The organism is Pseudomonas sp. GW823-FHT02E01 (assembly GCF_058797535.1).
This window is the reverse complement of the sequence record NZ_JBXAJS010000007.1, coordinates 308,592-322,621: the sequence shown is the minus strand read 5'-3', so window position 1 is coordinate 322,621 and position 14,030 is coordinate 308,592. Positions and strand designations below refer to the sequence as shown.

The 14,030-nt window shown below is 60.0% G+C and carries 10 protein-coding genes; all 10 read left to right on the top strand.

Translation table 11 applies throughout. The annotated features are described in order from the left end of the window. Window positions 1-68 precede the first annotated feature (68 nt). Window positions 69-245 carry a hypothetical protein gene (locus tag AC1RDQ_RS19455; RefSeq protein ID WP_003176118.1) on the top strand — a complete coding sequence of 59 codons (177 nt, stop codon included), beginning with the start codon at window positions 69-71 and terminating at the stop codon, window positions 243-245. Further along, on the top strand, window positions 229-3,183 hold the full coding sequence (locus AC1RDQ_RS19450; RefSeq protein ID WP_167362842.1) for a sensor histidine kinase: 2,955 nt from the start codon (window positions 229-231) through the stop codon (window positions 3,181-3,183). Before AC1RDQ_RS19455 ends, AC1RDQ_RS19450 begins: the two co-directional genes overlap by 17 nt. A gap of 22 nt (window positions 3,184-3,205) precedes the next feature. Beyond that, on the top strand, window positions 3,206-4,639 hold the full coding sequence (locus AC1RDQ_RS19445) for a sigma-54-dependent transcriptional regulator (RefSeq protein ID WP_057713275.1): 1,434 nt from the start codon (window positions 3,206-3,208) through the stop codon (window positions 4,637-4,639). 709 nt (window positions 4,640-5,348) lie between these two features. Then, window positions 5,349-6,749 (top strand): polynucleotide adenylyltransferase PcnB, encoded by a 1,401-nt coding sequence (locus AC1RDQ_RS19440; protein ID WP_056728631.1) that lies wholly within the window; start codon window positions 5,349-5,351, stop codon window positions 6,747-6,749. Window positions 6,750-6,752: 3 nt separating this feature from the next. After that, window positions 6,753-7,238 carry a 2-amino-4-hydroxy-6-hydroxymethyldihydropteridine diphosphokinase gene (folK, locus tag AC1RDQ_RS19435; protein WP_492587904.1) on the top strand — a complete coding sequence of 162 codons (486 nt, stop codon included), beginning with the start codon at window positions 6,753-6,755 and terminating at the stop codon, window positions 7,236-7,238. Between the two features lie 364 nt (window positions 7,239-7,602). Next, window positions 7,603-8,403: a 3-methyl-2-oxobutanoate hydroxymethyltransferase gene (panB, locus tag AC1RDQ_RS19430; RefSeq protein WP_008050167.1), complete on the top strand. Its 801-nt coding sequence runs from the start codon at window positions 7,603-7,605 to the stop codon at window positions 8,401-8,403. Next, window positions 8,400-9,260, top strand: coding sequence for a pantoate--beta-alanine ligase (gene panC, locus AC1RDQ_RS19425; protein WP_492587903.1), 861 nt, complete (start codon window positions 8,400-8,402; stop codon window positions 9,258-9,260). Before panB ends, panC begins: the two co-directional genes overlap by 4 nt. Before the next feature lie 234 nt (window positions 9,261-9,494). Beyond that, window positions 9,495-9,875 carry an aspartate 1-decarboxylase gene (panD, locus tag AC1RDQ_RS19420; RefSeq protein WP_003228271.1) on the top strand — a complete coding sequence of 127 codons (381 nt, stop codon included), beginning with the start codon at window positions 9,495-9,497 and terminating at the stop codon, window positions 9,873-9,875. A 224-nt stretch (window positions 9,876-10,099) separates the two neighbouring features. Beyond that, window positions 10,100-11,764, top strand: a complete 1,665-nt coding sequence (pgi, locus tag AC1RDQ_RS19415) for a glucose-6-phosphate isomerase (protein ID WP_057713271.1) — start codon at window positions 10,100-10,102, stop codon at window positions 11,762-11,764. Window positions 11,765-11,995: 231 nt separating this feature from the next. After that, complete coding sequence (acs, locus tag AC1RDQ_RS19410) at window positions 11,996-13,933, top strand: acetate--CoA ligase (protein ID WP_492587902.1); 1,938 nt, start codon at window positions 11,996-11,998, stop codon at window positions 13,931-13,933. The last annotated feature ends 97 nt before the right edge of the window (window positions 13,934-14,030 follow it).

The window sequence follows — 14,030 nt, the reverse complement described above, 5'->3', positions numbered from 1 at the left end:
CAGTGGCGCCCCCATCCGTTACCATCGCCGCACGTTTTCGGGCACGCGCATAAAAAAGAGAGGCCGGGATGTACATCTATCGCTTGGTCCTGCTTTTGGTAGTGGGGATTTACCTGTTTTCCCCGGCCATCATGGATTGGTGGATCGACGCCACTGGCGCCTGGTATCGCCCTTATCTGCTCTGGCTGATTCTGATCGTCGTGACCTTCATCCTGCAGAGCCAAAAAGATGCCGATGAGCTTTAGCCTGACCCAGATGATCCTGATCAGCGCCGCATACCTGGCGGTGCTGTTCGGTGTGGCCTGGATCAGCGAACGGGGCATGATTCCTCGGGCGATCATTCGCCACCCGCTGACCTACACCCTGTCACTGGGCGTCTACGCCAGTGCCTGGGCGTTTTACGGCACCGTGGGCCTGGCCTATCAATACGGCTACGGTTTTCTGTCCAGCTACCTGGGCGTTTCCGGGGCATTCCTGCTGGCGCCGGTGCTGCTCTACCCGATCCTGAAGATCACCCGCACCTATCAACTGTCGTCGCTGGCGGATCTGTTTGCCTTCCGCTTCCGCAGTACCTGGGCCGGTGCGCTGACCACGATTTTCATGCTGGTCGGCGTACTGCCGCTGCTGGCCTTGCAAATTCAGGCGGTCGCCGACTCCATCAGCATCCTCACCCGAGAGCCGGTACAGCATCGCGTGGCCCTGAGCTTCTGCGCACTGATTACGCTGTTCACGATTTTCTTCGGTTCCCGTCACATCGCCACCCGCGAAAAGCATGAAGGCCTGGTGTTCGCGATTGCCTTCGAGTCGGTGATCAAGCTGATCGCCCTCGGCGGTGTCGGGCTGTATGCGCTTTACGGCGTGTTCGACGGCCCGCAACAGCTTGAACTGTGGCTGCTGCAAAACCAGACCGCGCTCGCCGCCCTGCACACACCGTTGCAGGAAGGCCCGTGGCGTACGCTGCTGCTGGTGTTCTTCGCCTCGGCGATCGTGATGCCGCACATGTATCACATGACCTTTACCGAGAACCTCAACCCGCGTTCGCTGGTGAGTGCGAGCTGGGGCCTACCGCTGTTCCTGTTGCTGATGAGCCTGGCAGTGCCGCTGATTCTCTGGGCCGGCCTGAAACTGGGCGCCACCACCAACCCGGAATACTTCACCCTGGGAATCGGTATCGCCGCCAACAGCAAGGCTTTGGCGTTGCTGGCCTATGTCGGCGGGCTGTCCGCCGCCAGTGGCCTGATCATCGTCACCACGCTGGCGCTGTCCGGGATGGCCTTGAACCACCTGGTCCTGCCGCTGTATCAACCACCAGCCGAAGGCAACATCTACCGCTGGCTGAAGTGGACTCGCCGGGCGCTGATCGTCGCGATCATCATGGCCGGCTACGGCTTCTACCTGATGCTCGGAGCCGAGCAGGACCTGGCCAACCTCGGCATTGTCGCTTTCGTCGCCACGTTGCAGTTCCTGCCGGGCGTGCTCTCGGTCCTGTATTGGCCGACCGCCAACCGTCGCGGCTTCATCGCCGGCTTGCTGGCGGGGATCCTGGTGTGGCTGGTGACCATGCTGTTACCGCTGGTTGGCAACCTGCAAGGCTTCTACATTCCACTGCTGAACATGATCTACGTGCTGGACGACACCAGCTGGCACATGGCGGCGATTGCCTCGCTGGCGGCCAACGTGCTGATGTTCACGCTGATCTCGCTGTTCACCAACGCCAGCACCGAAGAGGCCAGCGCTGCCGAAGCCTGCGCTGTGGATAACGTTCGCCGCCCGCAACGTCGGGAACTGCACGCCGCCTCGCCCCAGGAGTTCGCCACGCAACTGGCCAAGCCACTGGGTGCAAAAGCGGCGCAGAAAGAAGTGGAACAGGCACTGCGCGACCTCTATCTGCCTTTCGACGAGCGCCGCCCCTATGCCCTGCGTCGCTTGCGTGACCGCATCGAAGCCAATCTCTCCGGCCTGATGGGCCCGAGCGTGGCCCAGGACATGGTCGAGACGTTCCTGCCGTACAAGGCTGGCGGCGAAAACTACGTCACCGAAGACATTCACTTCATCGAAAGCCGCCTCGAGGATTACCACTCACGCCTGACCGGCCTGGCCGCCGAGCTCGATGCCTTGCGCCGCTATCACCGCCAGACCCTTCAGGAATTGCCGATGGGCGTTTGCTCACTGGCCAAGGATCAGGAGATCCTCATGTGGAACAAGGCCATGGAGGAACTCACCGGCATCGCCGCGCAGCGCGTGGTCGGTTCGCGCCTGAGTACCATTGCCGACCCATGGAAAGACCTGCTGCAAGGCTTCATCAATCTGCCGGACGAGCACTTGCACAAACAGCACCTGGCCCTCGACGGCCAGACACGCTGGTTGAACCTGCACAAAGCGGCGATCGACGAACCCCTCGCGCCGGGCAACAGTGGCCTGGTGTTGCTGGTGGAAGACTTGACCGAAACCCAGATGCTCGAGGACAAACTGGTGCACTCCGAGCGCCTGGCCAGCATCGGTCGACTGGCGGCCGGCGTGGCCCATGAAATCGGCAACCCGATCACCGGTATCGCGTGCCTGGCGCAAAACCTGCGCGAAGAACGTGAAGAAGACGGCGAGCTGAAGGAAATCAGCGGCCAGATCCTCGAGCAGACCAAACGCGTGTCGCGCATCGTCCAGTCGTTGATGAGCTTTGCCCATGCCGGCAGCCATCAGCACAACGACGAGCCCGTCTGTCTGGCCGAAGTGGCTCAGGATGCCATCGGCCTGCTGGCCCTGAACCGGCGCAATTTCGAAGTGCAGTTCTACAACCTGTGCGACCCCGAACACTGGGTCGAAGGCGACCCGCAACGGTTGGCTCAGGTATTGATCAACCTGCTTTCAAACGCCCGTGACGCCTCGCCTCCCGGCAGTGCGGTACGGGTCAAGAGCGAAGCCGGCGAACACACGGTCGATCTGATCGTGGAGGACGAAGGCAGCGGTATTCCGTCGAGCATCATGGACCGATTGTTCGAACCTTTCTTCACCACCAAGGACCCTGGCGAAGGCACCGGTCTGGGCCTTGCACTGGTCTATTCCATCGTTGAAGAGCATTATGGACAAATCACCATCGACAGCCCGGCTGATGTTCAAAGCCAACGCGGTACCCGAATCAGGGTTACCTTGCCGCGTCATGTCGAAGCGACGTCCGCTGTGAACTGAGACCGTCGAGAGTATCGAATCAATGCCGCACATTTTGATCGTCGAAGACGAAACCATTATCCGCTCCGCCTTGCGCCGCCTGCTGGAACGTAACCAGTACCAGGTCAGCGAAGCCGGATCAGTGCAGGAAGCACAAGAACGCTTCACCATTCCCTCGTTCGACCTGATCATCAGTGACCTGCGCCTGCCGGGCGCGCCTGGCACGGAGTTGATCAAGCTCGCCCAGGGCACGCCGGTGCTGATCATGACCAGCTATGCCAGCCTGCGCTCGGCGGTCGACTCGATGAAAATGGGCGCGGTGGACTACATTGCCAAGCCATTCGACCATGACGAAATGCTGCAAGCGGCCGCACGAATCCTGCGTGACCGACAAACGGTACAAGCCGGCGGTGAAGCGGTTGCCGGCAAAGCCGCCAACGGTGCGGCGAAATCCGGTACCGACAACAGCAACGGTGAGATCGGCATTATCGGCTCGTGCCCACCGATGCAGGACCTGTACGGCAAGATCCGCAAAGTGGCACCGACCGACTCCAACGTTCTGATCCAAGGCGAATCGGGTACCGGTAAGGAACTGGTGGCGCGCGCCCTGCACAACCTGTCCAAACGTGCCAAGGCGCCGATGATTTCGGTGAACTGCGCAGCCATTCCGGAAAGCCTGATCGAGTCCGAACTGTTCGGCCACGAAAAAGGCGCATTCACCGGCGCCAGCGCCGGGCGCGCCGGCCTGGTGGAAGCGGCGGACGGCGGCACCTTGTTCCTCGACGAAATCGGCGAACTGCCACTGGAAGCCCAGGCTCGCCTGCTGCGCGTATTGCAGGAAGGCGAAATTCGTCGCGTGGGCTCGGTGCAGTCGCAAAAAGTCGATGTGCGCCTGATCGCCGCGACTCACCGCGACCTCAAGAGCCTGGCGAAGATCGGCCAGTTCCGTGAAGACTTGTATTACCGCCTCCACGTTATCGCGCTGAAGCTGCCAGCCCTGCGCGAACGCGGTGCGGACGTCAACGAAATCGCCAATGCGTTCCTGGCGCGGCAAAGTGCGCGAATCAACCGCACCGACCTGAAGTTCGCCGCGGATGCCGAACAAGCCATTCGTCACTACTCCTGGCCGGGCAACGTTCGTGAACTGGAAAACGCCGTCGAGCGCGCCGTTATCCTGTGCGAAAGCCCGGAAATCTCCGCCGAGCTGCTGGGTATCGACATCGAACTGGGCGACCTGGAAGACGACGAATTCATTGGCCTGGCGCCACAACAGGGCAACGCCAGTAACAGCAACCACGAACCGACCGAAGATCTCTCCCTGGAAGACTACTTCCAGCATTTCGTCCTCGAACATCAGGACCACATGACCGAAACCGAGCTGGCCCGCAAACTCGGGGTCAGCCGAAAATGCCTGTGGGAGCGCCGTCAGCGCCTGGGCATCCCACGTCGCAAGACCGGGGTGACCAGCGAAAGCTGAACCGTACCTGTCTCATGTGCGGGTAACACATGACTTTGTGAAAAAACTGTTACCTCAGTTTTTTCACGTAACAGAAGCCGGGGCTTACGGTAACGAAGCCCCGGCTTTTTTTGGCCCTCGAAATGCCTGCCGACCGGCCTAACCCCTTGTTTTATTGGGCTTCGCAAAAGTTGGCACGCACCCTGCTATATGTTTGGTACAAGAACAATAACAAGCAATGCACAAGACAATAAAAATAAGACGAATCGACTCACGCACAATAAAAACAAGACGGCGAGAGGCGCAGCTAACTGATTCTTTTGGAGAGGCGTTGTATTTGGGGCTTGCCCCACGACCAGGCCGAGAACAACAAAAAACTGTCTTAAGACAGAGCCTGTACTGGTTGGATCGAAAGATCACTGCAATTCAGCGACCAAAGCAATCCGTTTGCTCTTGGCTCCCGATTGGGAGGGTCATGAAGGAAAGCTTCATGGCGAGGGCACTCAACAAAAACAAGAAGCCCGAAACCAAAAATAAAAATAGAGCATGCAACTACTTCTTGGGGAGCTTCGGCTCCCCTTGTGGTTTCTGCGATTCCCCCCCCATAACCCGCTCCTACATCTCATATCTGCTGTCTCCTACACCATCCCCCGACTAAATGCTAGAATCCCCGCCCATCATGCGGTCATTCTTCTGTTATGGCCGAATATTCCTTCAAACAGTGCATCCCATGCTGAAGAAGCTGTTCCAGTCATTCCGTTCTCCCAAGCGTCCTACGCAACACATTCGCAGCACGCCTGAAGTGCTCAACAGCGGCCAACACTCGCTGCAGAAGGCGCAATTCAGCCGTTACGCGGTGAATATCGTTGAACGCCTGCAGAACGCCGGTTATCAGGCTTATCTGGTTGGCGGTTGCGTGCGCGACATGCTGCTGGGTATCACCCCGAAAGATTTCGACGTTGCCACCAGCGCCACACCCGAGCAGGTACGGGCCGAATTCCGTAACGCGCGAATCATCGGGCGCCGGTTCAAACTGGTGCACATCCACTTCGGCCGCGAAATCATCGAAGTCGCGACCTTCCGCGCCAATCACCCGCAAAACGAAGACGAGGAAGACAGCAACCAGTCTTCGCGCAACGAAAGCGGGCGCATCTTGCGCGATAACGTTTACGGCACCCTGGAAGAGGACGCGCAACGTCGCGACTTCACCATCAATGCCTTGTATTACGATCCGGTCAGCGAACGCATCCTCGACTACGCCAACGGCGTACACGACATCCGCAATCACCTGATCCGCCTGATCGGCGATCCGACGCAACGCTACCAGGAAGACCCGGTACGGATGCTGCGGGCCGTGCGTTTCGCCGCCAAGCTGAACTTCGGCATCGAAAAACACAGCGCCCTGCCGATCCGCGGCCTGGCGCCGATGCTGCGCGAGATCCCGTCGGCTCGTCTGTTCGAAGAGGTGCTCAAGCTGTTCCTCTCCGGCCATGCCGCCGACACGTTTGAAATGCTGGTCGACCTGCAGTTGTTCGATCCACTGTTCCCGGCCAGCGCCGAAGCACTGGAATACAACCCGACGTACACCCACACCCTGATCAGCGAAGCCCTGATCAATACCGACCTGCGGATCAAGCAGAACAAACCGGTAACCCCGGCATTCCTGTTTGCAGCCCTGCTCTGGCCTGCCCTGCCGGCCCGCGTCCTGCGCCTGCAGGAGCGTGGCATGCCGCCGATTCCGGCGATGCAGGAAGCGGCGCACGAACTCATTGCCGAGCAGTGCCAGCGCATTGCGATTCCGAAACGCTTCACCATGCCGATCCGCGAAATCTGGGACATGCAGGAACGCCTGCCCCGCCGCAGCGGCAAGCGTGCCGATCTGTTGCTGGACAATCCGCGCTTCCGCGCCGGCTACGACTTCCTGCTGCTACGTGAAAGCGCCGGCGAGCAGACCGATGGCCTGGGCGAATGGTGGACGGACTATCAGGACGCCAACGAAAGCGAGCGTCGCGACATGATTCGCGACCTCAGCGGCAAGGACGAAGGCACCGGCGCCCCGCGCAAGCGTCGCCGCAGCGGTGGTTCCAAGCGCAAACGCGCTGCCGGCGCTTCGAGCACCACGGGCGAGTAATCCATGGAACGCATCTACATCGGCATGGGCAGCAATCTGGCTGACCCCGCCGAACAATTGCGCAGCGCCGTCGAAGCGCTGGCGCAGTTGCCGCAATCGGAGTTGGTCGGGGTTTCTGCGTTTTACCAAAGTGACTCGCTTCTGCCCGGCCAACCGCGTTACACCAATGCAGTCGCCGCTCTCGACAGCACACTGGCGCCGCTGGATCTTCTGGATGCCTTGCAGGCCATCGAAAACGGCCAGGGTCGCGAGCGTCTTGAGCGCTGGGGGCCACGCACGCTGGACCTCGACATCTTGCTGTTCGGTGATCGCCTGATCGACGAACCGCGCCTCAAGGTTCCCCATTACCACATGCAGGAACGGGCCTTCGTGTTGTACCCGCTGGCGGAACTGGCCCCTGTGGATCTGCGCCTGGCCGATGGCCGGAACTTGGCCGAACTGCTCAAGGCATGCCCGTTCGTCGGCCTGGAACGCCTCCTCCCGACGTGACACAAATACCCTGTGGGAGCGGGCTTGCTCGCGAAAGCGGTGTATCAATCAACATTAATGTTGAATCTGATGCCCCCTTCGCGAGCAAGCCCGCTCCCACATTGGTTTTGTGTCGCGCACAAGATCTGCTGCTGAATCGCATCAGTTACCCCGGTAACACCCCACCCGTAACAATGCGGTAACACACGCAATTGACTTCCCTCGTTCTCCTCACGACTATAGGCGTCCCGCTGCCGCCTACACGGCGTTCAAGGGCGCAATCCAGGCCTTAAAAGCACGACGAAAGAGCGTGCGCCTGTATTCAACGAAGAATCACGCGCGTTACTCGCAGTAGTTTCCACAGCGCCTGAATGAGGAACTTTTCATGCCAGCCATCACCCTGACCACCCTGCAAGGTCTGAAGCAAAAAGGTGAAAAAATCACCATGCTGACCTGCTACGACGCGACCTTCGCCCACGCCTGCAATCAGGCCGGCGTCGAAGTGCTGTTGGTGGGCGACTCCCTCGGCATGGTTCTGCAGGGCCACGACAGCACCTTGCCTGTCACCACCTCGGAAATGGCTTACCACGTGGCCGCCGTCAAACGCGGTAACAGCGATGCCCTGATCCTCGCCGACCTGCCTTTCATGGCCTACGCCACCACCGAGCAAGCCATGACCAACAGCGCCCTGTTGATGCAGGCCGGCGCGCACATGGTCAAGGTCGAAGGAGCATTGTGGCTGGCCGACTCGATCCGCCTGCTGGCCGAGCGCGGCATCCCTGTCTGCGCGCACATGGGCCTGACGCCACAGTCGGTGAACATCCTTGGCGGCTACAAGGTCCAGGGTCGAAATGAAAACCAGGCGCGGCAGATGCGTGCCGACGCGATCGCTCTGGAACAGGCTGGCGCGGCAATGCTGCTGCTCGAGTGCGTCCCGAGCGAACTGGCGGAAGAAATCACCCAGGCGGTGAAGATTCCGGTGATCGGTATTGGCGCCGGCAATCGCACCGACGGCCAGGTGCTGGTTCTGCACGACATGCTGGGCCTGTCCATTACCGGTCGCGTGCCGAAATTCGTGAAAAACTTCATGACTGGCCAGACCAGCATTGAAGCTGCATTGAATGCCTACGTGACTGAAGTCAAAGCGGCAACTTTCCCTGGGATCGAACACGGATTCTCTGCATGAACACCGTAAAAACCGTACGCGAACTGCGGGCCGCCGTGGCCCGAGCCCGTGGCGAAGGCAAACGCATCGCCTTTGTGCCAACCATGGGCAACCTGCACAGCGGCCACGTGGCGCTGGTGACCAAAGCCTCCCAACGGGCGGACTTCGTGGTGGCGAGCGTTTTCGTCAACCCGCTGCAATTCGGTGCTGGCGAAGACCTCGACAAGTACCCGCGCACCCTCGCCGCCGACCAGGAAAAACTACTCCAGGCCGGTTGCCATTTGCTGTTTGCCCCCACCGTTGAAGAAATGTATCCCGACGGCATGGCCGGCCAGACCCGCGTCAGTGTCCCGCAATTGTCCGAAGGTCTGTGCGGCGCCAGCCGTCCGGGGCATTTCGAAGGCGTGGCGACGGTGGTCAGCAAGCTGTTCAACATGGTCCAGCCGGACCTGGCGATTTTCGGCGAGAAAGACTTTCAGCAACTGGCGGTGATTCGCGCGCTGGTTCATGACCTGAACATGCCGATCCAGATCATCGGTGAGCCAACTGTTCGCGCAACCGATGGCCTGGCGCTGTCGTCGCGCAACGGTTTCCTCAGCGAAGAGCAACGCGCTGTGGCACCAGTGGTTTATCGCACGCTGAATGCGATCGGCGAAGCGATCAAGCAGGGCGAACGCGACTACCCGGCGCTGATCGGCACCCAGATCAAACAGCTCGAAGCAGCCGGCCTGCGTCCTGACTACCTGGAAATCCGCCATGCCCTGACCTTGCGCCCGGCGGCGGCGCAGGATCGTGACCTGGTGATTCTGGTGGCGGCGTTCCTCGGTACGACGCGGTTGATCGACAACCTGCACCTGAACCTCGACGCGCCAATCTAAACACTCTCGAATTCTGTGGAGTGAGTCTGTGGCGAGGGGGCTTGCCCCCGTTGGGCTGCGAAGCGGTCCCAAACTTTCGAGCGCTTCCGAAATTTTGCCAGTGCTACGCACTGGAACGGGGGCAAGCCCCCTCGCCACAAAAGTACACTTCAAACCCTTCGCTTCATTCGTATTGCCGCCCACAACCCCTTCGGGCAAACTGCCCGCCGTTCGATTCCGACCTGGGAAATACTCATGCACGCCATCATGCTCAAAGCCAAGCTGCATCGCGCCGAAGTCACCCACGCTGTACTCGATTACGAAGGCTCCTGCGCCATCGACGGTGAATGGCTGGACCTGTCCGGCATTCGTGAGTACGAGCAGATCCAGATCTACAACGTCGACAACGGCGAGCGCTTCACCACCTACGCCATCCGTGGCGAAGAAGGTTCGCGCATGATCTCGGTCAACGGCGCCGCTGCCCACAAGGCCAAGGTCGGTGATCGCGTGATCATCTGCGCTTACGCTCATTACAGCGAAGCCGAACTGCTCAACTTCAAGCCACGCATGCTCTACATGGCACCGGGCAATGAACTGAGCCACACCAGCAATGCCATTCCGGTCCAGGTTGCCTGATACGAGTCTTGTCTCTTCCGTTTGTCGGGCCGTTCCTAACTTCGATGTTAAAAAAGTACCGGAAACAGGTCAGACAAAGTCAAGACAGATCATTGCGCGGGGTTTACTGTATTCGCCCTGCGCCATGAAATCGTGTCGACGCAGTTGACCGGAACGCCCACCCACAGCGCTCCGGGATTTTTAGTGTTCAAAAGGCCGTTCAAGTAATAAGGAAACCCGCAGCGATGGCGTATTACCGCACTCCTCACGACGTTACCGCTCTGCCCGCCTGGCAAGCGTTGAATGACCACCGCCAAGCCATGCAGGATTTCAGCATGCGCGAAGCCTTCAATGCCGATCCGCAGCGTTTTACTCAATTCACCCTCAGCAGCTGCGGCCTGTTTCTCGACTATTCGAAAAACCTGATCAACGCCGAGACCCGCAATCTGCTGGTGGGCCTGGCCAACGAAGTCGACCTCAAGGGCGCGATCAAGTCGCTGTTCGATGGCGAAATCGTCAACTCTTCCGAAGGTCGTCCGGCCCTGCACACGGCATTGCGCCGCCCGGTTGGCGACAAGCTGTCGGTCAATGGCGTCAACGTGATGCCGGAAGTGCACAAGGTACTGAACCAGATCACCGACCTCGTCGGCCGTATCCACGACGGTCTGTGGCGCGGTTACACCGAGAAGCCGATCACTGACGTGGTGAACATCGGCATCGGTGGCTCCTTCCTCGGTCCTGAGCTGGTGTCCGAAGCCTTGTTGTCCTACGCCCAGAAAGGCGTGCGTTGCCATTACCTGGCGAACATCGACGGCAGCGAGTTCCACGAACTGACCATGAAGCTGCGCGCCGAGACCACGCTGTTCATCGTCTCGTCGAAATCCTTCAACACCCTCGAAACCCTGAAGAACGCCCAGGCTGCCCGTGCCTGGTATCTGGCCCAGGGTGGTTCGGAAGCCGAGCTGTATCGCCACTTCATCGCGGTATCGAGCAACAACGCCGCCGCGGTAGCGTTCGGCATCCGCGAAGAGAACATCTTCCCGATGTGGGACTGGGTCGGCGGGCGCTACTCGCTGTGGTCGGCCATTGGTCTACCGATTGCCCTGGCCATCGGCATGTCCAACTTCAAGGAATTGCTGTCCGGTGCCTACACCATGGACCAGCACTTCCTGACCGCGCCCTTCGAACAGAACATGCCGGTGCTGCTGGCCTTGCTCGGCGTGTGGTACGGCAACTTCTGGGGCGCGCAAAGCCACGCGATCCTGCCGTACGATCACTACCTGCGTAACATCACCAAGCACCTGCAACAGCTGGACATGGAATCCAACGGCAAGAGCGTGCGCCAGGACGGCAAGCCAGTGTCCACAGACACCGGGCCGGTAATCTGGGGCGGCGTCGGCTGCAATGGTCAGCATGCCTACCACCAGTTGCTGCACCAGGGCACCCAATTGATCCCGGCCGACTTCATCGTGCCGATCGTCAGCTTCAACCCAGTGTCCGACCACCACCAGTGGCTGTACGCCAACTGCCTGTCCCAGAGCCAGGCGCTGATGCTCGGCAAGACCCTTGCCGAGGCCGAAACCGAGCTGCGTGACAAAGGCATGAGTGACGCCGAAGTGCAGAAACTCGCGCCGCACAAGGTGATCCCGGGCAATCGTCCGAGCAACACCCTGGTGGTCGAGCGCATCAGCCCGCGTCGCCTCGGCGCTCTGGTGGCGATGTACGAACACAAAGTCTTCGTGCAAAGCGTGATCTGGGGCATCAACGCCTTCGACCAGTGGGGCGTGGAACTGGGCAAGGAGCTGGGCAAAGGCGTCTACAACCGCCTGGTCGGCAGCGAAGAAACCCCGGCCGAGGACGCCTCGACCCAAGGGCTGATCAACTACTTCCGTGGTCGTCACCGCGGGTGATTTGATAGCACAACCCACGGGCTTTGGATCAACCCGAATCCTGTGGGCAAAAACAATTCCCTGTGGGAGCGAGCTTGCTCGCGATGACGGACTGTCAGTCGACAACCATGTTGACCGCCATGCCCTCATCGCGAGCAAGCTCGCTCCCACAGTTGTTTTGTATCTGACTTGAACCCATTGACCTCTCGGCGCATCTTTATCCTTGTCGCAAAACAAGCACAAGGAACCGTCATGTTCGATATCAGCACGTTCCCCAAAGCCGATGCCGTCCGCCGGGCCGCACAATTGAGTCAAGACGACTATCAGCGCCTGTACCGCCAATCCGTCGAACACCCCAGCACCTTCTGGGCCGAACAGGCCACGCGCTTTCTTGACTGGAGCGCGCCCTGGGAAACCGTCCAGCGCTACAACCTGAAAACCGGTGAAGCCAGCTGGTTTGCCGGTGCGCAATTGAACGTCAGCTACAACTGTATCGACCGGCACCTGGAGAAACGCGGCGATCAGGTCGCCATCATCTGGGAAGGCGACGACCCTGCCGACTCGACATCGATCACCTACAAAAAACTGCATGAAAACGTCTGCCGCCTGGCCAATGTGCTGAAAAACCGTGGCGTGAGAAAAGGCCACCGCGTGTGCATCTACATGCCGATGATTCCCGAGGCGGCCTACGCCATGCTGGCCTGTACCCGCATCGGTGCGGTGCACTCGGTGGTGTTCGGCGGCTTCTCCCCGGACTCGTTGCGCGACCGCATTCTCGACGCCGACTGCCGCACCGTGATCACTGCCGACGAAGGCGTGCGCGGTGGCAAGGTCGTGCCACTCAAGCAGAACGTCGACAAGGCGCTGCAAAGCTGTCCGGACGTGAGCAGCGTGCTGGTGGTCGAGCGCACCAAGGGGCTGGTGAACTGGGTCGAAGGAAGGGACATCAAGTACCAGCAGGCCCTGCGCGAAGCCAGCGCCGATTGCCCGCCCGAGCCGATGGACGCCGAAGACCCGCTGTTCATCCTCTATACCTCCGGCAGCACCGGCAAACCCAAAGGCGTGCTGCACACCACCGGTGGCTACCTGCTGCAAGCAGCGATGACCTTCAAGTACGTGCTGGACTACCGCGACGGCGAAGTCTTCTGGTGCACCGCCGACGTCGGATGGGTCACTGGCCACAGCTACATCGTCTACGGTCCGCTGGCCAACGGCGCGACCACGCTGATTTTCGAAGGCGTGCCGAACTACCCGAGTACCTCGCGCTTCTGGCAAGTGATCGACAAGCACAAGGTGAACATTTTCTACACCGCCCCGACGGCCCTGCGCGCATTGATGCGCGAAGGCCCGGAACCGTTGAAGCAAACATCCCGCGCCAGCGTCAGGCTACTCGGCACGGTTGGCGAACCGATCAACCCGGAAGCCTGGAAATGGTATTTCCATGAGGTCGGCGAAGAGCGTTGCCCGATCGTCGATACCTGGTGGCAGACCGAAACCGGCGGCATCATGCTCAGCCCGCTGGTCAGTGCCCAGCGGATCAAGCCCGGTTGTGCGACACAACCGATGTTCGGCGTGCAACCGGTGCTGCTCGACGAGCAAGGCAAGGAAATCAAGGGCGCCGGCAGCGGCGTACTGGCCATAAAATCCAGCTGGCCTGCACAGATCCGCAGTGTCTATCGCGACCCGCAACGCATGGTCGACACCTATTTCAAGCCCTACCCCGGCTACTACTTCACCGGTGACGGCGCGCGGCGCGATGAAGATGGCGACTACTGGATTACCGGTCGTATCGACGATGTGATCAACGTGTCCGGCCACCGTATCGGCACCGCCGAAGTGGAAAGCGCCCTGGTGCTGCACGAGAGCATCGCCGAGGCCGCTGCGGTCGGTTATCCCCACGACATCAAGGGCCAAGGCATCTATGTCTTCGTCACACCCATGAACGGCGTCGAAACCAACGATGAACTGAAAAAAGAATTGCTGGCCCTGGTCAGCAAGGAAATCGGCAGTTTCGCCAAACCGGACTTGATCCAGTGGGCGCCGGCCTTGCCGAAAACCCGCTCAGGCAAGATCATGCGGCGCATTCTGCGTAAGATTGCCTGCAACGAACTGGACAATCTGGGCGACACTTCGACCTTAGCCGATCCAAGCGTGGTACAAGGCTTGATCGATAAACGCCTGAATCAATAACGTACTGGCCTTTGTAGGAGCGAGCCTGCTCGCGATGAACTCAAGCGCGCCGCGTACATTCAGGAGAAACGCGTTACCGTTAACGTCCATCGCGAGC

Coding starts and splice junctions, on each gene's coding strand:
- AC1RDQ_RS19455 (WP_003176118.1), top strand. CDS start 69: ATGTACATCTATCGCTTGGTCCTGCTTTTGGTAGTGGGGATTTACCTG.
- AC1RDQ_RS19450 (WP_167362842.1), top strand. CDS start 229: ATGCCGATGAGCTTTAGCCTGACCCAGATGATCCTGATCAGCGCCGCA.
- AC1RDQ_RS19445 (WP_057713275.1), top strand. CDS start 3,206: ATGCCGCACATTTTGATCGTCGAAGACGAAACCATTATCCGCTCCGCC.
- AC1RDQ_RS19440 (WP_056728631.1), top strand. CDS start 5,349: ATGCTGAAGAAGCTGTTCCAGTCATTCCGTTCTCCCAAGCGTCCTACG.
- folK (WP_492587904.1), top strand. CDS start 6,753: ATGGAACGCATCTACATCGGCATGGGCAGCAATCTGGCTGACCCCGCC.
- panB (WP_008050167.1), top strand. CDS start 7,603: ATGCCAGCCATCACCCTGACCACCCTGCAAGGTCTGAAGCAAAAAGGT.
- panC (WP_492587903.1), top strand. CDS start 8,400: ATGAACACCGTAAAAACCGTACGCGAACTGCGGGCCGCCGTGGCCCGA.
- panD (WP_003228271.1), top strand. CDS start 9,495: ATGCACGCCATCATGCTCAAAGCCAAGCTGCATCGCGCCGAAGTCACC.
- pgi (WP_057713271.1), top strand. CDS start 10,100: ATGGCGTATTACCGCACTCCTCACGACGTTACCGCTCTGCCCGCCTGG.
- acs (WP_492587902.1), top strand. CDS start 11,996: ATGTTCGATATCAGCACGTTCCCCAAAGCCGATGCCGTCCGCCGGGCC.